Source organism: Vibrio sp. S9_S30 (genome assembly GCF_014694455.1).
GTDB lineage: Bacteria > Pseudomonadota > Gammaproteobacteria > Enterobacterales > Vibrionaceae > Vibrio.
In genome coordinates this window covers 131,165-152,303 of sequence record NZ_JAAUWT010000014.1, presented here as the reverse complement: position 1 = coordinate 152,303, position 21,139 = coordinate 131,165, and the positions used below count along the sequence as shown (strand labels likewise).

Sequence of the window (21,139 nt, the reverse complement as noted above, 5' to 3'; positions counted from 1 at the left end):
TTGTTTTACGCTCATACAATGCCTATCCGCCTTCAATAGGCAGCACCATATAAGGGCGAGACTCATCTTCGTTGCATTGATGCGAGCCGATGTAACGCTTTAGAGATAGTGACAAATTTGAATAAAAGGTTAGACCAGTTTCTGCTATCCTTGCAGCGTTATTAATCAAGTGGCGATGTTTTAAACACATCGCCATCGAAACAAACCTGTTGAGGCAAACATTCACTATGTCTTCTGGACAATCTCTTTCTCGAACTTTGATGAAGTTACCTTTGTCTGTATTGGTAAAAGGGACAACTATCCCATCGGATCCAGTGGAAGATTTGGGTATCGATATTTCCAAACCCATTGTTTACGCACTGCCGTTTCGGTCTAACGTCGATCTACTGACATTCCAAAGGTATGCCTTGGAGCAAGGGTTACCGGATCCATTGACTCAGCTAGAAATTAATGGTCAACCGTTTGGACGCTTTGTCTTTACCTCCTCACGCCCGACTTTGATTCAAAATGATCATGATGCCCCCTCAGAATCCGTTGATTTGTTCACGAAACTGCTCGGGCTGCACAGCCATGACCGTGATTTAGACGTTCAAGTGCTGCCTGTCAGCGTACTTTGGGGCAGAAAGCCAGGCAAAGAAGACAATCAAAAGCCGTATCTTGAAAGCTTAAATGGCCCTCAAAAAGTAAAAGCACTGTTGCTTTCTGGACGAGACTGTTTAGTGCGATTCAGCCCTGTGGTGTCACTGCGCTTGATGGCTGACAGCCACGGTACCGATCAAACCATCGCTCATAAGTTAACACGAGTGGCTAGAATCCATTTTTCTCGTCAAAAACTGGCGGCATCGGGCCCCAATCTTCCTAACCGCCAAGTGTTATTTCAACGCCTGCTGAAATCTGAAGCCATTAAAAAAGCGGTAGCAGACGAAGTAAAAAGCAAAAACATTAGCCAAGAAAAAGCCGAAAAAGAAGCCAAAGCGATCATGGATGAAATTGCCGCTGACTTTTCTTACTCTTTGGTGAAACAAAGTGAGCGCTTCTTAGGTTGGTTGTGGAATAAACTTTATCAAGGTCTCAGTATCCATAACGCGTCCACCGTACGAAAGCTGGCGCAAGATGGTCACGAAATTGTGTACGTACCGTGTCACCGTAGCCACATGGATTACCTACTTTTGTCCTATGTACTGTATCAGGAAGGGATGGTTCCACCGCACATTGCCGCCGGTATTAATTTGAATTTCTTCCCCGCAGGTCCTATCTTCCGCCGAGGTGGAGCATTCTTTATTCGTCGAAGCTTCAAGGGGAACAAACTGTATTCCACTATCTTCCGTGAATATCTGGCAGAGCTCTTTGCCAAAGGGTATTCCGTAGAATATTTCAGTGAGGGTGGTCGCTCTCGAACAGGGCGCTTATTGCAAGCGAAAACTGGCATGTTAGCAATGACCATTCAGGCGATGCTTCGAGGGCTCAATCGACCAGTGACATTAGTACCAGTGTACATTGGCTATGAACATGTTATGGAAGTGTCCACCTACGCTAAGGAATTAAGAGGCAAACGGAAAGAAAAAGAAAACGCAGGGCTTGTTCTGAAGACTTTACGCAAGCTTCGCAATTTTGGGCAAGGGTACGTCAACTTTGGTGAACCTATTCCGCTGAACCAATACCTCAATGAACATGTGCCTGATTGGACAAACGACATTGATGCCGTTAACAGCCCTAAACCCCAGTGGATGACACCGGTGGTCAATCAATTGGCTGAGAAAATGATGACGCACATCAATAACGCCGCGGCTACCAATGCATTAACATTGTGCGCTCTTGCTTTATCCGCATCGAGACAACGTGCTTTGTCTCGCGAGACTTTGATTCAACAGGTGGACAGCTATCTGGCGTTGCTTCGTCACGTCCCCTATTCCAGCACCAGTACGACACCCGATAGCAACGCAGAGGACTTGGTTCATCACGCCATTAGCTTAGATAAGTTTGTCATTGAGCCAGACAGCATGGGCGACATCATATCATTGGATCGCCAACAGTCCATTTTGATGACCTACTACCGGAATAACATCATCCATTTATTTGCTATCCCATCTTTGATTGCTCAATTGGTTGTTCAGCATGAAAACATCAAGTTGTCGTCCATCATTGATTCCGTCACAACCTTGCACCCTTTCTTAAAGAAAGAACTGTTTATCCATTATGATGAAAGTGACATCGCGGATGTGGTGACCAACACAATCGAAGAGTTTTCTCGACAAGAGCTTGTGACTCTGAATGATGAGAACGTGTCCTTAAGCCAATGCCGAATACAATCCCTGATTTTATACGCCAGAACCATTCAGGAAACATTGCAGCGTTACTCCATTGCCATTACCCAACTTGTCGCAGCGCCCGAATTAGGCAGAACTGAGCTAGAACAACGCAGCCAACAAGTCGCACAGAGGCTCGGACGTTTGCATGGCATCAACGCGCCAGAATTTTTTGATAAAGGGGTGTTTGCAGCCCTGTTCAGTACCCTGAAAGAACAAGGCTACCTAAACATCGACGGGCAATGTGATTTAGACAAGACCAAACAGTTGGCAGAAACACTGTCAAAACTGCTGCCTACGGAAGTCAAATTGACCATACAAGAAAGTCGACAATCAGAAAGCGAATAAGCAATTACAACACTAATAAGCTATCAAACAGTGAAAAAGAGACCACCGAAAAGGTGGTCTTTTTGATTTGGCGATTTAAGTTATCGCAATCACTTCTGATGGCGTATGAGGCGCGACAGAATGCCCATAATGATATTTAATAATGGTGCGGCGTTTCGCCATCTTCCCTTCATTAATCGCATCGTTCAGCACGCTGGCTGGCAACCGGAAACGGATGGTATACCCTTTTCCTTGCTGGGCACTGTAAGATTGCAGTGCTATTAAATCAAACAACCGTTCAAGCTTGTCGATAGGCTTTTCGTGATACTCCGTTTCTGCATCAGAATCCAACTCGTAGTCGGGGTGTTCTTCTGCGTTCCAAGCGGCACGTTTTCGACGCCTTTCCTCTAGCGTTGCCTTTCGCTCTGCACTCGACTTAGTCAGCTCTGCAGCGGGAGCTACAGGCTCTTTCACTTTGTTGTCGCGTGCGACTTGTTCGGTTTGTATATTGACCGACGGGGCAATCAGCGGAGCGCTGGCACTGGTCGGATTCACTAACATAACAAACCTCCCACAACGGTAACATTGCCGTGAAACACGTTCATTTAGCGGATCTCACAGCCTCTTGCCAATGATGACAATAGCAAAACCAATCTGGTTACAGTTTAGCCTGCTTACTCTTATAACGGCAGATTGTTCAATTTATTTACAAAAGTCGGTGATCTTTTCACAAAACGGTTCGAGCTCTGTCATAAATGGGGCGTGGGATGATTGTTCGAACGTGTGCTGATGGCTCTGTGGCGCCCATATTTGCATGTCTTTTGCGACGCTAATGGGCACTAGACCATCTAAGCGTCCGTAAACTCGCAAATAAGGCACCTTGATTCCCGCGACATCGGCTCTGAGATCAATATTCGCTAACATCTCTAAACCCGCTAGCAACGCCTTAGTATCCGGTAATGGCCGTGATAGTACCGCTTGTTTCAATTGCTTCACATCTTGGCGAGCGGATGGGCTGCCCATGGCTTGAAGTGCCATAAATCGCTCAACGGTTTGTTGGAAGTCGTCAACCAATTGCTCAGTAAACAACGTCAGTACATTTGGCTGAATGCCACGCCATGGCTTTTCAGCCGCAAATTTGGGCGAACTGGCTACCGTGATCAGCTTGGATACTCTTTCGTCATGTTTCAGAGCGATGTGTGTAGCCACTAAACCACCTAATGACCATCCCATCCAAATCGCTGTTTCCGGAGCATCTTGCAAAATACAGTTCGCGATGGTTTCTAAGTCTTTTGCATGAACATGGCGGCTATGACCGTACCCCGGCAAATCCACGACATGAACAGAAAAATGGTGAGCCAAACGTTCCGCCGTTTGTTGCCACACCGCACCATTCATTCCCCATCCATGAAGCAATATCAAATCCGGACCGTGTCCGAATGATTGCCAATACAACGATGTTGTCATGCTTTTTCCCTTAAAACGTATTTAGTACTGCGACTGTATTTAGTAACATAATCAACCCAATGAATATGAACAACTTTATATGGCTTTTTCTCACTGGTTGAAACTTCAAGTTCACCGCCATTTTAAACTCCAATGTCCCTCATGTGGTCTGAACATTGAAGAAAACACGCCAACAACAAGATGGTGCCAAGTTTGTTTAGAGGATTTGAGAGAAAAGCACCGATGTTTACAATGCGGTTTACCCACCCTACACACGGTTGAGCAGTGTGGTCAATGCCTCTCTACACCGCCTCCTTGGCACCGTTTATACTGTGTCGGGGATTATCAACCACCATTATCTAATTACGTTCACCATTTCAAACATCAACACCAATTTTGGCTGTCTGACGATCTTACCTATCTACTGGCTGCGCAAATTTCTCAACCCGCAGAGATCATTACCTCCGTCCCACTCCATTGGCGTCGACAGCTTTGGCGAGGCTATAATCAAAGTGATCACTTAGCCAAATCATTATGCCAACACCTTGGTGTCGTCGAGCGCTTTGACAACCAAGTCTTCAACCGTATCAAACACACTGGCGCGCAACAGGGGCTCAATAGAAAAGCCCGACTTCTCAACCTAAAGAATGCATTCACTCTCAATTCGTCTCACGTGGCAAAACACATGGCGATTGTTGATGACGTAGTGACAACAGGCAGCACCATCCGACAATTATGCCAATTACTACTTGATGTTGGGGTAGAAACCGTCGATATTTATTGTATATGCCGAACCCCTGAACCCATGTAGCGTAGATAAGTTGTGACTTAAAAAGCTGGATCGAAATATCGACAGGGGTAGAATGGGCAAATAGTTTACAAAATTACTCGGGTATTGGTCGTGTCAAATACAATTACTATTACGGAAAACGCACAATCGCATTTTGGGAAATTGCTTGAGCAGCAACCTGAAGGCACAAACATTCGCGTCTTTGTGGTCAACCCAGGAACGCAAAATGCTGAGTGTGGCGTCTCTTACTGCCCACCAGAAGCTGTGGAAGCCAGCGATACTGAATTAACCTTTGAACTCTTTTCTGCGTTTGTCGATGAACTCAGCCTACCATTCCTTGAGGATGCCGAGATCGACTTCGTCACCGATAAAATGGGATCTCAACTCACACTCAAAGCACCGAACGCAAAAATGCGCAAAGTGTCTGATGATGCATCACTCATGGAGCGAGTCGAATACGCCATTCAAACTCAAGTTAATCCTCAGCTTGCAGGGCACGGCGGTCACGTTAGCCTGATTGAGATTTCAGAGAGCGGCGTTGCACTGGTTCAATTTGGTGGCGGCTGTAACGGTTGCTCCATGGTTGACGTCACCTTGAAAGAAGGTATTGAGAAAGAACTCTTAGCCCAGTTCGAAGGTGAACTCACGGCGGTACGTGACTCAACTGAGCACGACCGAGGCGAGCATTCTTACTATTAGGCACTAGATAGTCGCTGGTAAAGAGAACCAAACATACGAAAGCCGGGAATGATGATTCCCGGCTTTTTATATTGGGGTTAACGGCGCTGACCGCCAACTTAGAACCTATCGATTACAGCTTACTCCACGCATCACTCCAAGCCCAACCCGTTCCTGGCGCGTATGCTCCACCAGCAGAACACCAAAGGCCGCCAGGGAATCCTAGACACTGATAACGATTGCCGTCTTCAGCCAGAACCACTGTACCAAATGTATAACTGCTCATATTTTCTGGGTACACGTAATCATAGTTACCACCGGTACCGCCACCCGTTGATGTTGCATCAGCACTCACGTTCGCTTGATACGTGCTTGTCCCCTGATCGGTTGAGAATGAAAGCTGTGCTTTTGCAAGACCTGCACTTGTTGCACCAAATTCGATAGCAACTTGACAGCTTTGCTTCGCAGTCAGAGTCGTTTGAGAACATGTATCACGGCTAACAACTGGCGACGTAGCCACGCCCGATGCCGATGCGCGAATATTGTTCAACGTAAACGACTGTGTGCCATTGTTTGTAATACTAAACGTGTGAGATTTTGTTTCACCAACCTTAAACGAAGACAATGTCTGGTTCTTCGTGTATCCAACGGCGTAGCTTCCACCAGGATTAGGATTAGGATTAGCGGTGATCACTGTATTCAACCAGCCACGTAGAGCAGCAATATCGCTATACACACCATATTTACCAGGACGTGCACAGCCAATCCCCCAACTTACAACACCCAGCTGAGTAATTACACCGGAGCGATTAATCACAATTGGACCACCACTATCGCCTTGGCATGAATCTTTGCCCCCCTCAGGGAAACCAGCACAAAATGCAACATCACCGACATTAGTGTAACTTCCTCCAGCGGCTCGACACGTCGCATCAGAAATCAAAGGAACATCAACAGACTGAAGCTGATAAGGTGAGCTGCCCCCTTCTGAAGTGCGCCCAAGCCCAGCAACGCTCAACATATCTCCAATGCCTGCATACTGGCTTAAGGAACCATCAGCAATCTCTACTCTTACTGCGGATGGAAGATCGTTGGTTAATTTCAATACCGCGATATCGTTTGTAAATGTACGCTTATCGTAGTTAGGGTGCATGTAAATCTTGCTCACATTGGCACGCTGACCATCCGTTCCGTTATAGATGAATCCCCCCACTTTAACGGCAATGCCAGAAGGTGAATCCCCATCCACACAATGTGCTGCGGTTAGCACGTAACCGTCACCTAAATAACTAGCGCCACAGTAAGATCGGTTTCCGTAACGTGAAACAATTTGGGTATAGAACCCCCAGTCGGCAGTATTTGCGTTACCACCACCAACAATGCGTGGTGAAATGTCGAAGCTGGTACCCTGTATTTCTGCGCCAATGGATATCATCGGTACAAACATGGCTGTAACTAGAACCATATTCCTTGTTATTTTCAAGATATTATCCTCATGTTTTTTTTGTTTAATGCCGCTCTTCACTAACTGGCGACACCTAATAAACAAACATGTTTTTTGAAAAAACCAAGGCAGGGGTAACAGAAAAATCCCATACTGCGGCCGCCTTTTTAACAAAAGGTAATTGACTTGTTTATCAATAAGATTTTATTAGTTAACCGCCTTTCAATTACAGAACCAAACACTGTAATTGAAAGGTATTTCACCATAATATATGAGAGGTGCCTCAAATAATGGGCACATAGAAAAGAAAGAAAGGTTGAACTGTCTTTAAGCCAGTAAAATCGAATCCCATGGCAGGTTTTCATCCCCTAAAACAATAAAGTTAGGGTTCTCTAATGTTTCTCTTTCATTATAGGAAAGTGGCTCTAATTTGGTACTGAGAATGCGGCCACCCGCTTCACTGACGATACATTGCGTCGCAGCCGTATCCCACTCTCCGGTTGGTCCAAGCCTTAGATAGCAATCTACGGCGCCTTCTGCGACTAAGCACGCTTTGAGCGCTGCCGAACCTAAAGGCACTAAATCAAAATTCCAAGATGGGCACAGCTTACTGGTAATGCTGTTGATGTCTTGTCGACGGCTAATGGCAATGGCTAAAGATTGGCTGTCACTGTGGTGTCGATGCGTTTTAATCGCCACGCTTTCATCCATATCTGGGATTTTCCAAGCCCCTTTGCCTTTGTAAGCATAGTAAGTCACACCCGACACGGGAGCGTATACCACCCCCATGACTGGTTCATTGTCTTCGACCAGAGCGATAATAGTGGCAAAATCGCCACTGCGCGCAATGAATTCCTGAGTGCCATCTAATGGGTCGACAAGCCAGTAACGACTCCATTGACATCGCTTCTCTAGGCTGATGTCCGCATCCTCTTCCGATAAAATAGGAATCTCTGGGGTCAACTCAGTCAACTGTTCAAGAATCACTTTGTGCGCGGCAATATCTGCACTCGTCACCGGCGTCGCATCCGATTTCGTGTATTCCTCATATTGTTTGTTTTCGTAGATATCATGTATAAGCTGACCGGCACTGCGGGCAACGGTGATAACTGAAGGGATAAGGTAAGAAAGATCTTCCGCCATTGGGCATTTCCTTACTCAGACGTGTTTAAATACCGCTGAGCTAACATCAGTGCAGTAATACTGCGGGCTTCACAAAAATCCAGATGGGTCAGCAGCTCATCAGCTTGCTGTAATGGCCAACGTACCAATTCGAGAGGCTCCGGCTCATCCCCTTCCAGTGATTCTGAGTATAAATCACGTGCCAGAAACAGCGTCATCTTACTTGAGAAGTAAGATGGAGCCAGCACCACCTCTTTTAAAGGGGTTAATTCTGTCGCTCCATACCCAATTTCTTCTTTTAATTCTCGGTTTGCTGCTTCCATTGGCGATTCACCAGGATCCACCAAACCTTTAGGAAATCCAAGCTCATAGCGCTCCGTTCCTGCTGCGTATTCACGAATTAAGAGTAAATCTCCTTGCTCCGTTACAGGCACAATCATGACCGCTGAACGACCACTAGGCTTCATTCGCTCATAAACTCGTTCTTCTCCGTTAGAAAAGCGTAAGTCAAGCGACTCTATAGTAAACAGTTTAGATTGGGCGACCGTTTTTGTAGCTAAAATTTGTGGCTTTTTTTCACTTGCCATAACCTTTCCTTAAAAATCTGACCCAACCATTAACATGGAACAATATATCATCAAAAATAATGAACTGTTGGCATTTAGAGATTGATTTTTGTTCGCATTAGCTCAATCGACACTCAAATCACCTCAAGAGGCTGGATTTGGCATTCACTGCGTGAGGTGGTTTAAGTATAACGATATCAGTAACAAAATGGCCCAGCAATGCTGAGCCATTCTTATTCCTCTAATCGTCTCTATATCTCTATAGGCGCCCAGAGTACTGAAAGGGAAATTGCCCTTTGTCATTCGGGTTGCCTAACCAACTCAGCTGACTCCCCATCGATTGAGGGAATTCTGCTCCCGGTTTGAACCAGGCGTTCACGCTGTATTGCTGATCCGACGTTAAGTTCGCATCAAACGCGCTGGTCACTTGAGCATGTTTCTGTTCACCTTTTACGGTCAGCTTATTATCTTGACATGCAAGATCGGAGGTCACCTCACCTAAGATGAGATTACCTAACGGTGTACCTAGCGTCCCGCCATTCCAAGCCAAATTACCCGTTGCACTTTCACACCAAGGCTGAGCATATTGAAATTCTTTAATGGCAAGTTCAAGTTGCCCTTCCACTTGAACAGGAGCTGGAACCTGCGCAAGCCCTAATATTTTCTCCGCGGGCATAGAGGCAAAAATGCTGTGGCCATAAAACCCTCCTAGCCCCAAACCAAACGCTCCTTTGCCGTGCAATTGAAGATCACTGCCACGACCAAAGCGCACATGATACTCAGCCTTCGCCGTCAGGAGTGCTAAAGGTTGGAAATCCCAGCTAAGTTGGCCAACGTTTTGCTCTTGCCACACCACCGTGGAAGCCTGTCCACGCCACAATGTCCCAGACAGTTCCCCCACCTTCAGAGCTTGCATTTTTGGCGCATACTGGTACACAAATGCAACTGGCACGTGCACAACAAGGCTTACAATGAGCACCAAAACAAAAACGGACACATACCCAATTATACGCTTCAAGTTAACGGCCTCTTTTTAGCTGTAATCGGTTCACTTCAACTTGACCCGTGGTTTCTGTGCGAGTGATATCAAGAAACTCCACTTCAATGCCATGTTGCTCACGCAAGTCCGCTAACCAAGATACCAGCTGATTAAACGGAACGGGTTGAACCCATACTTGTAAACTATCGCCGCGTGGCTGCATTCGAATGAGTTCAATTTGATAAAGGCGGGTGGTCGAAGAAACGATCTGGTTAAGCGGCTGTCCAGATACATTCACACTTCCACCTGACGCTGCTCTGAGCGCCGTAATAGAATTCGCGCTTTTTGTCACCCAGTCTAAAAGCTGCTTTTCAGTTGAAATTTTGGTCTGTGCAGCATCGGCTCTTTCATTTAATGGCACGATACCGCCCCAATATATGGCAAACGCCAATACCAAAAAGCTGCAGCCAGCCATCAGACGCTGCTCTCTTTGCGATATAGATTGCCACCATGCGTTGACTTTATTCATGGTTTTCTCCTTATCACATAACTGCCAAACACTTCGCTACCACTTCTATTCAGCTGACCTTGCTCAACTTCAAACTGTTGCGCTAGATCGGCTCGAGCCGTCTCAAAGGTTTGAAAATCTTTACTTTTCGCTTGAATACGGATTTCGTTTCTAGCGCCGTCATATTTCACACTCAATATTTCAATGGCACCATTTTTTTTCAAGGCTTGTGGCAATTGAGAGAGCCAAACCAACATAGACTCATCACCTCCCCCGCCAGACAAACGAGATTCTTCATCACTCATTTGCCTTTTTAGATAACTGACGGTCGGTATTTTCTGCTTATTTGGAAATATATGACGGAAAATACGCTCACTTTCAGCGCGATATTCTGCGGCCTGCGCTTCAAAAGCGTTCACTTGAAGCACATTCTTTGTTGTCAGTACGCCCAATAAAAGTACGGCGGCAATGGCGGCTTTTCGCCAAACTTTCCAGTGCTTGGTCAACGAAGACGACGGTTTAAAGCTACCGGTAAGAAGATTCACTTTCGATGCCAGTGCGCCTTGCGTCAGCAGCAACATCACCAATTCAGCGTTGGCTGGCTTCCAACGACCAGGAAGTTGTTCATGCCCCTCAGGTAGAGGACTATAACTGGACACCACTTTTTCTTGAAGCGACTCTTCGTCCGAAGACGATTCTGAATCATCGTCTTGATTTGAAACCAAGTGGAATGGTTCCAAAGGCAACAATGAAAGCCACTCGCTTTGAAGAGTAAATCCAGAATGGGCTCCCGTACGGAAAAGCCATTGATGATCAATTTGAAGCGCACTTACCGTGCCGTCTTGCCAAGGTAGCGCGAGACAGTCAGGTATGATTTGCCTGACGTTGATATGTTGCTCTCGTAAATCCGTTAATAGGTTATCGACAAATTGATGATCTACGGCGGCAACATCGGCTTTCGCACCTCGTTTTGCCAATACAGAAAAGTGCAACTCGTCAACGTCTTGCGCGACATCATCTTCGACCAAAAACGGTAACATGGTGTTTAGCTGCCTTGTGCCACCCGCAGGCACATCGACTTCTTTAAGCAGTACATCACTGCTAGACAACAATACAATGGTTGGGCGCTGTTCGGCGTAGGTGGCGATGTCACCCAGTTGGTCACGATGACTCAGTTCGCCGCTTGCGATCACCTCTTGCTGACTCGGAGACCAAACCAGCCACTGTATTGGGGCGTCTACCTGACTACTTACTCTTACGGTCAGAAACTCGCTCACTGATTCCTCCAAAACTACGACGGACAACCGTCGCTTGTTTTCTATCCTTACTGTAGAGCAGGCTACGTATCCTGACCCTTGATTCATCGACCATCACTTGAGCATCCAGCTCAAAGTAACGACTGTCTACTGCAATATGCGCTTGTGCTTCCTTACGCACTTTTTCTTCGATTCCGTTAATAACTGGCTCTGACATAAAATTGTCTACGCTGTCCCACCCATCAAATTTTCGATTGGCGATAAGCTCTTTGGCGTTACTGCTGCTCAAATGCGGCTGAAATAAGGCTGCCAAAATGTCGGCCTGATCTTCGGAAATGGTATTGACGTTGAGTTTCCACTCATTAGTTGGTAAGGCACATACTAAAGGCGATAATTTATCCATAATAGGTGCGCTTACCTGCTGGATCGCTCTTAATTCTGAGCGATCAGCCAAAAATCCATTTGCAGTCAAATAAGGAGGTTGAAAACCTTCATAAATACTGTCTTCTGCACCATAGCTTGTGAGCACATTGGTGTCATTATCGACAAAATCCCAACTCGAATCCGCGATCACTTCAGCGATATAGGGTTCGATGTCTTGCTGTTCGATAAGGTTTTGCCACACTTTCACAAGAAATGGCTTTTGTGCTGTTTCAACACGAGATTTCACACTGGTCAATACGTTAATATTGAAACACGCTTGCATATCAACCAATTTCCCTTTCGCAGTACCGTAATCCAACGGATATGTCTGCTCTTTTAGTGCCCAAGGCTGACTCAGGTTGATGGTTTCATTATCTTTGTAGCTTTGCTCAATACCAGCTTTAGCTAAGGCTTCAACACCAAGGCTATACCAATACGCTTGCTGGTGATTAACCTGATTACCAGCTCGATGGAAATTGATGAATAAGCGCTCAGACATTGATGCCGCTATTGCCGTCATGACAGCAAGTAACAGCAAAACAACGATTAAAGCCACGCCAGACTGAGGAGAACGCTTAACCATTATTTTCGCCCTCAGACTCTTTCCCATCATCAGACTCTTTCCCATCATCAGACTCTTTCCCGTCATCAGAATCTTTATCTTTCCCATCAGATTCTTGTTGCGATTGAGAGGTGACAATAGAAAGCTCACCGTTAGGGGTCAGATACACTCTCTCGATTTCACCGTAGTCTTTCAATGTCAATGTGACAGCAATTGCAGCTGGTAATGCTCGAGGCTTAGTCCACTCTTCCTTCCACTCACCATTTTCATAAAACGTCACTGAAAATGCTTCAACGTCTTCCAATATTGGGCGAGATAATGGCAATTGACCTGCTGGTGTGTCGGAGTATCGCCACCACACCCTTTCCAGTTTTTCGTCACGAATCCGATACCCTACTTTGGTCACTTCTCCTCTCGGGAAGACACCTTGTGGGTTTTGCCAACCTAACCGATTAAAGACAATACCTTTGTTGTCAGATTCTAAGACGTAGTCACCGTAGTTTACCAGCGTGTCAGACGGCGACTCCCCGTTGGTTCTCATTTGGCGTAACGCCATCTGTCTGAAGTCGTTATCCATCCAGATAAGTGCTCTCTGCATGGTTTGCAGACGCTCTGTTTTTTCAATCGACTGAGCGTTGCTCAGTTGTACCTGATTGACCACTTGATACGCCGCCATGCTTAGACTGGCAAACACTGCGATAGCCACCAGCACTTCAATGAGAGTAAATCCTGACGCTTTATGGTGACGCATAACTTCTCACCGTCACTATGGCGCTTTTGCCATCCGCTTCTTTAGAAACAGACACATCGAAAGCGCTGATCACACCATTGTCCGTTGGGACAGGTTTCACGAGCCAATACCACGTCTGTCCGGCCAATTCTTCCTTGCCTTTGTTTTCTTTTTTTGGGGCTTTATCAAGGAGGACTTTTGCCATTTGGTTATCTGCAACCATAGCCGCAAACATTTTTTCCTCTAGATAACCGAGCGTGTTGATATGCTGAGTGACCGCTCTCACCACACTGATGGCAGCCGTTGCGAAAATTGCGAGTGCTACCAGTACTTCTATCAACGTCATACCACGAGTACGATGGGCACTTGGCCTATTCCTCTTCATCGCGCTCTCCCGGCTTGAGTATGCTTATTAGCCCATTATCTGCGGCTTTAATACGCCATCCGTCTTGAAATTCATCCCCAACATTGGGATAAAATGCGACTTGAAAAGGGGTTATCTCGCCACTTGAAAGCACCATAACTTGAGGCGGAGGTGATTGCTTTTTCTTTTCTTCATCGGCAAACATCTCCTCATCAAATAGACTTCCTGGTTCGAACAAGCGATCGTCGTCGCCCCATTCATCACTGCCCAATTGCAAAGATATCGCAAATTCAGCTTCTAAGTCCGACTCGGAGTAGTACCGATTTTCCGCCATTTTTTCCCAACCTTCACTGGTGAGCATGACAAACCGGTACTGTCCTTTATCTTCATCAAACCAAACACCAAAATCTTTCCCATTAAGCATGGCATCTTCGTTGAGAAGCTGTAAGCGCTGAGAAAATCGCTGAGCATGCTCCTCAAGTCGATCATCACTTGAGGAAGGCAGTGTCGTAATAACCGCCACCGCGCTGAGCGACAACAACACCAAGACCAACATGATCTCTATCAGCGTAAAGCCGTGTTGCTTGCGCATTTGCTTACTGACCGAATGCAAAATGGGAAACCAGTGACATTACTGGAAGTCCTGCATGTTCCAGTTGCCAATATCCGCTTGAGCTCCTTCGCCGCCCTCTTGAGCATCGGCACCTAATGTAAAGACGTCGATTGTGCCGTTATCACCTGGGCTCAAATATTGATACTCATTCCCCCAAGGGTCATTCGGTAGGCGTCGGATGTACCCGCCATCACGGTAGTTACGTGGCTCTGGTGAAGCAGACGGTTTAGAAACCAACGCTTCCAATCCTTGATCCGTTGTCGGGTATACGCTGTTATCCAACTTGTACATGTCCAGAGCATTTTCTAGAGCCACGATATCTGTAATGGCTTTCTGTTGGTCTGCCGTTTCTTTGTTACCCAGTAAGTTAGGGACAACGAAGCTCGCCAAAATACCCAAAATCACCACTACAACCATGACTTCCAATAGCGTAAAGCCAGACTGCTTTTTATTACTTTTGTTATGCATATTACCTCCAAAATGTGCGCTTCGATCATTCTACGCACACGTTACATTCCGATATCCAACCTACTAAAAGCGGGATTCAATACATTGAACCGCTTCAAACACAAATAAAACTCAATAATTAAGACAAAGCGTCTTCGTTAACGTGATTTTCTACTTACCTGACACCAAGTTGTTGAGCTCTAGTAATGGCATCAGCGTCGCCACCACAATGAACAAAACAATACCGGCCATACAAACAATCAATAGCGGTTCAAATACCCCTAACGCCATGTTGACTTGAGATTCAAAATCCCGATCTTGGTTGTCGGCCGCACGGGTCAACATTTGCTCAAGCTCGCCACTTTGCTCTCCACTGGCAATCATATGCAACATCATGGGTGGGAAAAGCCGAGTTTGTTCCAAGGATTTTCTCAAACTGACCCCTTCTCGAACCTTATCCGCCGCCAACAGGACTTGCTCTTTTACAAACTGGTTACTCATTACGTCAGCCGCTACTTTCATACCATCTAGCAAAGGAATGGCACTGGAAGTACAAATCGACAGTGTTCGGGCAAAACGAGAAGTATTCAGACCACGGGCGACTTTGCCGACAACAGGCACGCTGAGAATCCAACGGTCCCACTTCAAACGAATAGTCGGCTTTCGCAGCGCAGCTTGGAACAACATGATACTGACCAAAATCACGACCACTAAAGCCGCCCCCCAATTCTGAACAAAGTTACTTGCCAATAACAAAAATTCAGTGGAAGCAGGCAGCTTTTGCCCCATTTGGACAAATTGATCGACAATTTTAGGAACAACGGTCGCGAGAAGAAAGGCTATAACAGAGACCGCGATCAACGTCAGCATGATGGGATAAATCATGGCTTGTTGAAGCTTAGCACGCATCTTCTGCCGATTTTCTGCGTAATCGGCGAGGCGATCCAACACTGTATCTAAATGCCCTGATTTTTCACCTGCGGCCACCATGGCTCGGAAAAGATCATCAAACACATGCGGGTAATCACCCAAACTTTCAGAGAGCGTATACCCTTCAACAACACGGGAGCGAACCGCAACCATCATGGTACGGATACGTGCTTTTTCAGTTTGTTCAGCAACGGCTTTTAAACACTCTTCCAACGGCATCCCCGCTTGTACGAGTGTTGACAGTTGGCGAGTAAGCAACGCTAAATCATTGGTACTGATGCCTCGCTTAAAGGATAAACCAGACGAAGAAGCCTTGGCTTCTTTTACTTTTGTTTCAATCACTTCAACGGGAATCAAGCCCTGCTCTTTCAACTTTTGGCGAACTTGGCGGGCGTTATCCCCTTCGATAACCCCTTTTTTCTGTTTCCCTTTCGCATCCAGAGCTTTGTATTCAAATGCCGCCATTATACTTCCTTGGTCACCCGCACGACTTCTTCAAGGGTCGTTTTCCCTTGGAGGACCTTGCTCAATCCATCATCTCGAATGCTTGGCGTGGCACTACGAACATGTTTCTCAATGGCTTGTTCTCCAGCTTCACTGTGAATCAGCTCTTGAACGTCATCATCGATGACCAACAATTCATGAATGCCAGTACGTCCACGATAACCTTTGAAGTTACACGCTTCACAACCGCACGCTTTGTACAACGTCAGGGGCTCAGATTCGGTTAAGTTGAACAGTTTTTTCTGCTCTTTATCCGCTTGATATGGCTGCTTACATTCAGGGCAAAGTGTGCGAACCAACCGCTGCGCAAGAACACCCAGTAGAGAAGACGAAATCAAGAACGGCTCAATACCCATATCCCGCAATCGAGTGATCGCACCCACTGCAGTATTGGTGTGTAAGGTCGACATCACTAAGTGACCGGTTAATGACGCTTGAACGCCAATCTGTGCGGTCTCTAAGTCACGTATTTCCCCAACCATCACCACATCGGGATCCTGACGCAGAATGGCACGCAAACCACGGGCAAAGGTCATGTCTACCTTTGGGTTTACCTGAGTCTGACCAATACCATCGATATCAAATTCAATCGGATCTTCCACGGTTAAAATGTTGCTTTCGGTGCTATTCAGCTCCTGAAGACCCGCATACAGCGTTGTTGATTTACCTGACCCCGTAGGACCCGTCACCAAAATGATACCGTGAGGGCGTTTGATCAAAGTTTGGAAGCTATCGCGATTGCGAGGCGTCATACCAAGGCTATGCAAGTCAAGGCGTGTCGCGTTTTTATCAAGAAGACGCATCACCACTCGCTCACCATGAGATGAAGGCATCGTCGACACACGAACATCGACAGCTCGTCCACCTATTCGCAATGAAATACGACCATCCTGTGGAACTCGCTTCTCCGCAATATCCAATTTCGCCATCACTTTAACGCGAGAAACCAATAACGGTGCTAGCTTCCGGCTTGGTGCGAGCACCTCCCGCAAAACGCCATCCACACGAAAACGAATGGAAAGGGATTTTTCGAAGGTTTCAATATGAATATCCGACGCACCTTCTTTGATCGCCTCACCCAACATGGCATTAATCAATTTGATGATTGGTGCATCATCTTCTGATTCTAATAAGTCTTCGTTTTGTGGCAGCTCTTCTGCCAAGGAGAAGAAGTCGTCGTTATCCGCGCCAATGTCTTCCATCAACTGGCGAGCTTCCGAAGAGTCGCGTTGATACAACTCTGTCAGTTTGCTTTCGAAATCTTCAGCCACAAGAGCAACCGGCGTAAATGACTTTCGAACAACTCGACGCACTTCAGTAAGTACGTCTAGCGCCAAAGGCTCTACATAATAAAGGCTAGGTAAAGCACCCGGCTGAGTGGCGGCTTCCATCGCCACTTTATGTCGGTTAGCAAAAGCAAAGGGCAAGCGAACAAAGCCCTCAGAAACGACCAGCGTATCCGCCATTATTTCGCCTCCAGCTGCTCAATGAATGCTCGCAGCTCTTCAGGATGGCGAATATCTTCACCGTATTTCGGTAATACTGGTACAAGAGAATCGTCCATCAGCTTCAGACCTTCTTCTGCTTTCAGTATTTGCTCTGCACGAATGTAGCTGTATTTACGTCGGCTAATACTATCTGCAGTCGCACCATCTCGGATGATCGTGGGCTTAATGAACACCATCAGGTTCTTCTTCTCAACCTGAGTACTGGTGGACTTAAACAAGTGACCCAGTATTGGAATATCCCCTAACAGCGGCACTTTAGCTTCACTTTCTAAAGCACGTTCATCGATTAGACCACCGAGCACCAACAATTGACCATCTTGAATCATCACAGACGTATTGAGCTGACGCTTAGCAAATCGAACATCGACTGCGCCGTTCGCCCCTAATACATTCGACACTTCTTGCTCGATAGTCAGCTGTACTGAGTCGCCTTCGTTAATTTGTGGCACCACTTTCAGTTTGATACCGACTTCTTTTCGCTCGACCGTACTGAATGGGTTGTCGTTGTTAGAACCCGCTGTAGAGCCAGTTAAAACCGGCACTTCTTCACCCACAATAAATGACGCTTCCCCGTTGTCCATAACAGTAATGCTTGGCGAAGAAAGAATGTTCGAATTGGAATCGCTGGCAACGGCACTCACCAGCGCTGTCCAGTCACCGGCCATCAAACTTAGTGCGGCGCCATTCACACCACCAAGGGCTTTGGCTAGCGTGTCATAGCTGCCTTTCGTTGTGGTGGTTTCATTTCGTAAAAATTCGCCATCGGAGTTATACACCGCTTTTGTTTCGGTGGTGTCTTTCGCTTCTTCCAATCCAACCATAACCCCACCAATCGAGGCTCCGGTGTTGGAGTATTGGATCATTGCGCCTGTATTTAGGTTGCCCCATTGAACACCAAGGTTTGTGCCATCACCTTCCGCCAATTCAACGATCATGGCTTCGATGAGAACTTGCGCGCGACGAATGTCCAACTGGGAAATCACATCTTCAATGGCACGCATGATATCCGGCGGAGCCGTGACGACTAGGGCGTTGGTACCAACGTGAGCAGAAATCATGACTTCGTTACGCGCTTTAGCACCACCGCCACCTGGAGCTCCGCTCTGCTTTTCGGCTTGTAGATTGTCAGATACGCCTTTAAGCACTTCAACGAGGTCTTCTGCTTTCGCATATTTAAGGTAGACCACTCGGTTGTTGCCCTTGGTTGCCATTTCAACATCCAATTGCATGATAAGCTTACGCAAGCGTTTACGAACTTGTGGATCACCCGATATAAGAATCGAGTTAGTACGTTCGTCCGCGACCAATTTAGGCTCTAGGAAAGCGGGAGTGTTTTGCTGAGCAGTGGTTTTATTTAATGCTTCAACAATACGCACCATTTCTGCTGCAGAAGCATTCCTAAGTTCGACTACTTCTATTTCTTTGTCACCAGCTCGGTCAACACGCTCGATAATTTCAGCCAAACGGTTCACTACGGCCGCTCGACCAGTAATCAAAATGATGTTGGCTGGGTCGTAGTGCACAACGTTACCTGCACCCGCATTGTCATTCAGTTGACGTAACAATGGAGAAAGTTCTCGCACAGAAACATTTCGTACCGCGACAACTCGTGTGATGACTGCATCGCCTTGTACACGCGTTTCATCCCCTACAACGGGGATAGCCGCCGTTTTGGCGTCTTTGTCACGTACGATTTTCAGTACACCATTTTCCATTTCAACGGCTGCAAAGCCATATACTTCCAAAACATTTAGAAAAAAGTGGTAGTACTGCTCTTCATTCAACACGTCATAACTTCGAACATCGATTTTTCCTCGAATTGCCGGATCGACAATGATGGTTTTTTCGAGGTTACGTCCAACAATATTGATGAACTCTTTAATATCGGTTCCCTTGAAACTGGCACTAAACTCACTTGCCACCAATGCTGGTGACCAAGCAAGGCTACCAGCAAGCAACCAGGTTCCTTTGTTTAACCACTGTTTCACGTGATACTCCCACTCATACCCCAACGCAGCTTTGCGCAGGTTTAAAACTCAATAAATATTTCGTGCCTTTGACCGTCTCGCTCGACAGTCAGGTTCAATTCCGTCATATCAGATATGGTTTGCCATACTTTTCCCATAGCTGAAGGGTCACTCAGATCCGCCCCATTAAGTTGCGTTGCTATATCGCCATCTTTAAGCCCGACCGCATCAAACAATTCTCGTTGGCTACCCGGTCCAACTCGATAACCAATGATTTTGTCCTCTCTTCTGACCTGCGAAAGGCGAATGTATTGCATTATTTGTTGAGGATTTTGTGAAATTTCGCGTCTGACCTGCTCAATGTCGTTTACATCAGACAAATTTCCGATATTCGAATCATCAGATGGCGGCGGTGCCGGTGAATCTTGTGGTTCGAATGAATCTTTTGGCTCCAGCTTGCTGTATTCGACACCTTCAAACATCAGAGTTTCGTCCTGACCTTGATTATCGATAATCACCCGATCCACCCAAACGCCTTTTAGAGAAGCGCTCGTGCCTTCAATCTGCTCACCAATACCATAGGTTTGTTGCTGACCTCTATTAGCAATAACCGCTAAACTTCTGTCTTCAGGGGAGCTTGCTACCACTCCAACTAAAACCAAACTTAAACGAGTTTTAGGAGCATCTTTCACCACTGGTTTTGGCTTTGGCTGTGCCTCAGGTTTATCGGAGTAACGACCGAATAAATGAGCATCGAGTAAAGAAGCAATAGCATCACCCGATACCCCATCATTGGAACCTGGACCAGCCTGTGAAACCACGGTCGTCGGTGACCAACGAGCTTTCCCTGTATCTTGAGGAACCCATTGCCAACTTAGCTGCCCGACAATCCATGCGGAGATGGCTATCAGCAATAATGTCAACCAGGCACTCAGCTTTCCTTGTCGTTTGACGATGAACGTCAGAAAAGCAGTAAACTTCTGATCTAATTGATATTTTTGCACCACAGAAGATGACATGTACCCTGCGCTCCCTATAATAAAACTTTAGATATGTTAAGGCAGTCTGATAAATAAAAGCCAAAGCCTACACAAAGGCCGACACATTGTCATATAAATTGATGGATACCAAATGTCATTCTTATAAAGATTAGCAACAATTCACATTAACAGACTTTAGACTGATTCCGTTTCATCCATTTTAGGTTGAAAAACCCTGTACTCGTCACCATTGTGTAAATAATGAAGCAAGTCAATCATTAGAAGCACGAATTTACTATGAGTTCAAATACTGCCACGGTTCGGCTCGATAAATGGCTTTGGGCGGCACGTTTCTACAAAACGCGATCTATAGCACGGAATATGGTTGATGGCGGAAAAGTCCATTATAATGGTCAACGTTCCAAGCCAAGCAAGATTGTCGAACTTGGCGCAACCATCGTGCTAAGACAGGGGAATGAAGAAAAAACGGTGATCATTGAAAAGATATCCGATCAACGTCGCGGCGCTCCAGAAGCTCAACTGCTTTACCGAGAAACCGAAGATAGCCTTCTTAAACGTGAAGATAATGCACAAAAAAGAAAGCTGAATACCCTGCACAGCCCAAGCCCGGAAAGACGCCCGGATAAAAAACAGCGTCGTGACATCATTAAGTTCAAGAATCAATAAAT

General features: G+C 46.3%; 21 protein-coding genes. 4 read left to right on the top strand and 17 right to left on the bottom strand.

Features of this window, described 5'->3' with window-relative positions; all coding sequences use genetic code 11:
• Window positions 1-227: 227 nt before the first annotated feature.
• The gene (gene plsB, locus HC752_RS17080; RefSeq protein WP_190336370.1) at window positions 228-2,654 is read left to right on the top strand and encodes a glycerol-3-phosphate 1-O-acyltransferase PlsB; all 2,427 of its coding nucleotides are present in this window, start codon (window positions 228-230) and stop codon (window positions 2,652-2,654) included.
• Window positions 2,655-2,729: 75 nt separating this feature from the next.
• Here plsB and HC752_RS17075 read toward each other — a convergent pair whose 3' ends face one another.
• Complete coding sequence (locus HC752_RS17075) at window positions 2,730-3,194, bottom strand: ATP-dependent Lon protease (protein WP_190336369.1); 465 nt, start codon at window positions 3,192-3,194, stop codon at window positions 2,730-2,732.
• A 141-nt stretch (window positions 3,195-3,335) separates the two neighbouring features.
• Entirely contained in the window at window positions 3,336-4,100 is a 765-nt protein-coding gene (gene bioH / locus HC752_RS17070) for a pimeloyl-ACP methyl ester esterase BioH (RefSeq protein ID WP_190336368.1), read from the bottom strand.
• A gap of 79 nt (window positions 4,101-4,179) precedes the next feature.
• Between bioH and HC752_RS17065 the strand changes: the two genes are divergently transcribed.
• Window positions 4,180-4,890 carry a ComF family protein gene (locus HC752_RS17065; RefSeq protein ID WP_190336367.1) on the top strand — a complete coding sequence of 237 codons (711 nt, stop codon included), beginning with the start codon at window positions 4,180-4,182 and terminating at the stop codon, window positions 4,888-4,890.
• 90 nt (window positions 4,891-4,980) lie between these two features.
• On the top strand, window positions 4,981-5,568 hold the full coding sequence (nfuA, locus tag HC752_RS17060) for a Fe-S biogenesis protein NfuA (protein WP_101114522.1): 588 nt from the start codon (window positions 4,981-4,983) through the stop codon (window positions 5,566-5,568).
• A 112-nt stretch (window positions 5,569-5,680) separates the two neighbouring features.
• On the opposite strand, the gene HC752_RS17055 is transcribed toward nfuA, so the two are convergent.
• From HC752_RS17055 to gspC, 15 genes are all read right to left on the bottom strand, one after another.
• Window positions 5,681-7,012, bottom strand: a complete 1,332-nt coding sequence (locus HC752_RS17055) for a serine protease (RefSeq protein WP_238930541.1) — start codon at window positions 7,010-7,012, stop codon at window positions 5,681-5,683.
• 306 nt (window positions 7,013-7,318) lie between these two features.
• Window positions 7,319-8,134, bottom strand: coding sequence for a 3'(2'),5'-bisphosphate nucleotidase CysQ (gene cysQ, locus HC752_RS17050; RefSeq protein ID WP_190336366.1), 816 nt, complete (start codon window positions 8,132-8,134; stop codon window positions 7,319-7,321).
• An 11-nt stretch (window positions 8,135-8,145) separates the two neighbouring features.
• Window positions 8,146-8,700, bottom strand: a complete 555-nt coding sequence (gene nudE / locus HC752_RS17045; protein WP_190336365.1) for an ADP compounds hydrolase NudE — start codon at window positions 8,698-8,700, stop codon at window positions 8,146-8,148.
• 238 nt (window positions 8,701-8,938) lie between these two features.
• Complete coding sequence (locus tag HC752_RS17040; RefSeq protein ID WP_190336364.1) at window positions 8,939-9,697, bottom strand: type II secretion system protein N; 759 nt, start codon at window positions 9,695-9,697, stop codon at window positions 8,939-8,941.
• Window position 9,698: 1 nt separating this feature from the next.
• Entirely contained in the window at window positions 9,699-10,187 is a 489-nt protein-coding gene (locus tag HC752_RS17035) for a type II secretion system protein M (protein WP_190336363.1), read from the bottom strand.
• The gene (gspL, locus tag HC752_RS17030) at window positions 10,184-11,443 is read right to left on the bottom strand and encodes a type II secretion system protein GspL (RefSeq protein WP_190336362.1); all 1,260 of its coding nucleotides are present in this window, start codon (window positions 11,441-11,443) and stop codon (window positions 10,184-10,186) included. Before gspL ends, HC752_RS17035 begins: the two co-directional genes overlap by 4 nt.
• Window positions 11,412-12,428 carry a type II secretion system minor pseudopilin GspK gene (gene gspK / locus HC752_RS17025; RefSeq protein ID WP_190336361.1) on the bottom strand — a complete coding sequence of 339 codons (1,017 nt, stop codon included), beginning with the start codon at window positions 12,426-12,428 and terminating at the stop codon, window positions 11,412-11,414. The genes gspL and gspK overlap by 32 nt, the downstream gene beginning before the upstream one ends.
• A complete protein-coding gene (gspJ, locus tag HC752_RS17020; protein WP_190336360.1) occupies window positions 12,421-13,158 on the bottom strand; it encodes a type II secretion system minor pseudopilin GspJ in 738 nt (245 codons plus the stop codon). Before gspJ ends, gspK begins: the two co-directional genes overlap by 8 nt.
• Window positions 13,145-13,522: a type II secretion system minor pseudopilin GspI gene (gene gspI / locus HC752_RS17015; RefSeq protein WP_190336359.1), complete on the bottom strand. Its 378-nt coding sequence runs from the start codon at window positions 13,520-13,522 to the stop codon at window positions 13,145-13,147. Before gspI ends, gspJ begins: the two co-directional genes overlap by 14 nt.
• Window positions 13,509-14,093 (bottom strand): type II secretion system minor pseudopilin GspH, encoded by a 585-nt coding sequence (gene gspH / locus HC752_RS17010; RefSeq protein ID WP_190336358.1) that lies wholly within the window; start codon window positions 14,091-14,093, stop codon window positions 13,509-13,511. Before gspH ends, gspI begins: the two co-directional genes overlap by 14 nt.
• A 39-nt stretch (window positions 14,094-14,132) precedes the next feature.
• Complete coding sequence (gene gspG, locus HC752_RS17005; protein WP_190336357.1) at window positions 14,133-14,582, bottom strand: type II secretion system major pseudopilin GspG; 450 nt, start codon at window positions 14,580-14,582, stop codon at window positions 14,133-14,135.
• A gap of 150 nt (window positions 14,583-14,732) precedes the next feature.
• On the bottom strand, window positions 14,733-15,956 hold the full coding sequence (gene gspF, locus HC752_RS17000; RefSeq protein ID WP_190336356.1) for a type II secretion system inner membrane protein GspF: 1,224 nt from the start codon (window positions 15,954-15,956) through the stop codon (window positions 14,733-14,735).
• Entirely contained in the window at window positions 15,956-17,461 is a 1,506-nt protein-coding gene (gene gspE, locus HC752_RS16995; protein WP_190336355.1) for a type II secretion system ATPase GspE, read from the bottom strand. Before gspE ends, gspF begins: the two co-directional genes overlap by 1 nt.
• Window positions 17,461-19,491, bottom strand: a complete 2,031-nt coding sequence (gene gspD / locus HC752_RS16990) for a type II secretion system secretin GspD (RefSeq protein WP_190336354.1) — start codon at window positions 19,489-19,491, stop codon at window positions 17,461-17,463. The genes gspE and gspD overlap by 1 nt, the downstream gene beginning before the upstream one ends.
• Window positions 19,492-19,532: 41 nt before the next feature.
• Window positions 19,533-20,489, bottom strand: coding sequence for a type II secretion system protein GspC (gspC, locus tag HC752_RS16985; protein ID WP_190336353.1), 957 nt, complete (start codon window positions 20,487-20,489; stop codon window positions 19,533-19,535).
• 258 nt (window positions 20,490-20,747) lie between these two features.
• On the opposite strand from gspC, the gene hslR reads away from it, so the two are divergent.
• On the top strand, window positions 20,748-21,137 hold the full coding sequence (gene hslR / locus HC752_RS16980; protein ID WP_190336352.1) for a ribosome-associated heat shock protein Hsp15: 390 nt from the start codon (window positions 20,748-20,750) through the stop codon (window positions 21,135-21,137).
• Window positions 21,138-21,139 lie beyond the last annotated feature (2 nt).

Excerpts from the sequence above, each read along its gene's own strand:
- plsB (WP_190336370.1), top strand. The coding sequence starts at position 228 with ATGTCTTCTGGACAATCTCTTTCTCGAACTTTGATGAAGTTACCTTTG.
- HC752_RS17075 (WP_190336369.1), bottom strand. The coding sequence starts at position 3,194 with ATGTTAGTGAATCCGACCAGTGCCAGCGCTCCGCTGATTGCCCCGTCG.
- bioH (WP_190336368.1), bottom strand. The coding sequence starts at position 4,100 with ATGACAACATCGTTGTATTGGCAATCATTCGGACACGGTCCGGATTTG.
- HC752_RS17065 (WP_190336367.1), top strand. The coding sequence starts at position 4,180 with ATGGCTTTTTCTCACTGGTTGAAACTTCAAGTTCACCGCCATTTTAAA.
- HC752_RS17055 (WP_238930541.1), bottom strand. The coding sequence starts at position 7,012 with ATGGTTCTAGTTACAGCCATGTTTGTACCGATGATATCCATTGGCGCA.
- cysQ (WP_190336366.1), bottom strand. The coding sequence starts at position 8,134 with ATGGCGGAAGATCTTTCTTACCTTATCCCTTCAGTTATCACCGTTGCC.
- nudE (WP_190336365.1), bottom strand. The coding sequence starts at position 8,700 with ATGGCAAGTGAAAAAAAGCCACAAATTTTAGCTACAAAAACGGTCGCC.
- HC752_RS17035 (WP_190336363.1), bottom strand. The coding sequence starts at position 10,187 with ATGAATAAAGTCAACGCATGGTGGCAATCTATATCGCAAAGAGAGCAG.
- gspK (WP_190336361.1), bottom strand. The coding sequence starts at position 12,428 with ATGGTTAAGCGTTCTCCTCAGTCTGGCGTGGCTTTAATCGTTGTTTTG.
- gspJ (WP_190336360.1), bottom strand. The coding sequence starts at position 13,158 with ATGCGTCACCATAAAGCGTCAGGATTTACTCTCATTGAAGTGCTGGTG.
- gspI (WP_190336359.1), bottom strand. The coding sequence starts at position 13,522 with ATGAAGAGGAATAGGCCAAGTGCCCATCGTACTCGTGGTATGACGTTG.
- gspH (WP_190336358.1), bottom strand. The coding sequence starts at position 14,093 with ATGCGCAAGCAACACGGCTTTACGCTGATAGAGATCATGTTGGTCTTG.
- gspG (WP_190336357.1), bottom strand. The coding sequence starts at position 14,582 with ATGCATAACAAAAGTAATAAAAAGCAGTCTGGCTTTACGCTATTGGAA.
- gspF (WP_190336356.1), bottom strand. The coding sequence starts at position 15,956 with ATGGCGGCATTTGAATACAAAGCTCTGGATGCGAAAGGGAAACAGAAA.
- gspE (WP_190336355.1), bottom strand. The coding sequence starts at position 17,461 with ATGGCGGATACGCTGGTCGTTTCTGAGGGCTTTGTTCGCTTGCCCTTT.
- gspC (WP_190336353.1), bottom strand. The coding sequence starts at position 20,489 with ATGTCATCTTCTGTGGTGCAAAAATATCAATTAGATCAGAAGTTTACT.
- hslR (WP_190336352.1), top strand. The coding sequence starts at position 20,748 with ATGAGTTCAAATACTGCCACGGTTCGGCTCGATAAATGGCTTTGGGCG.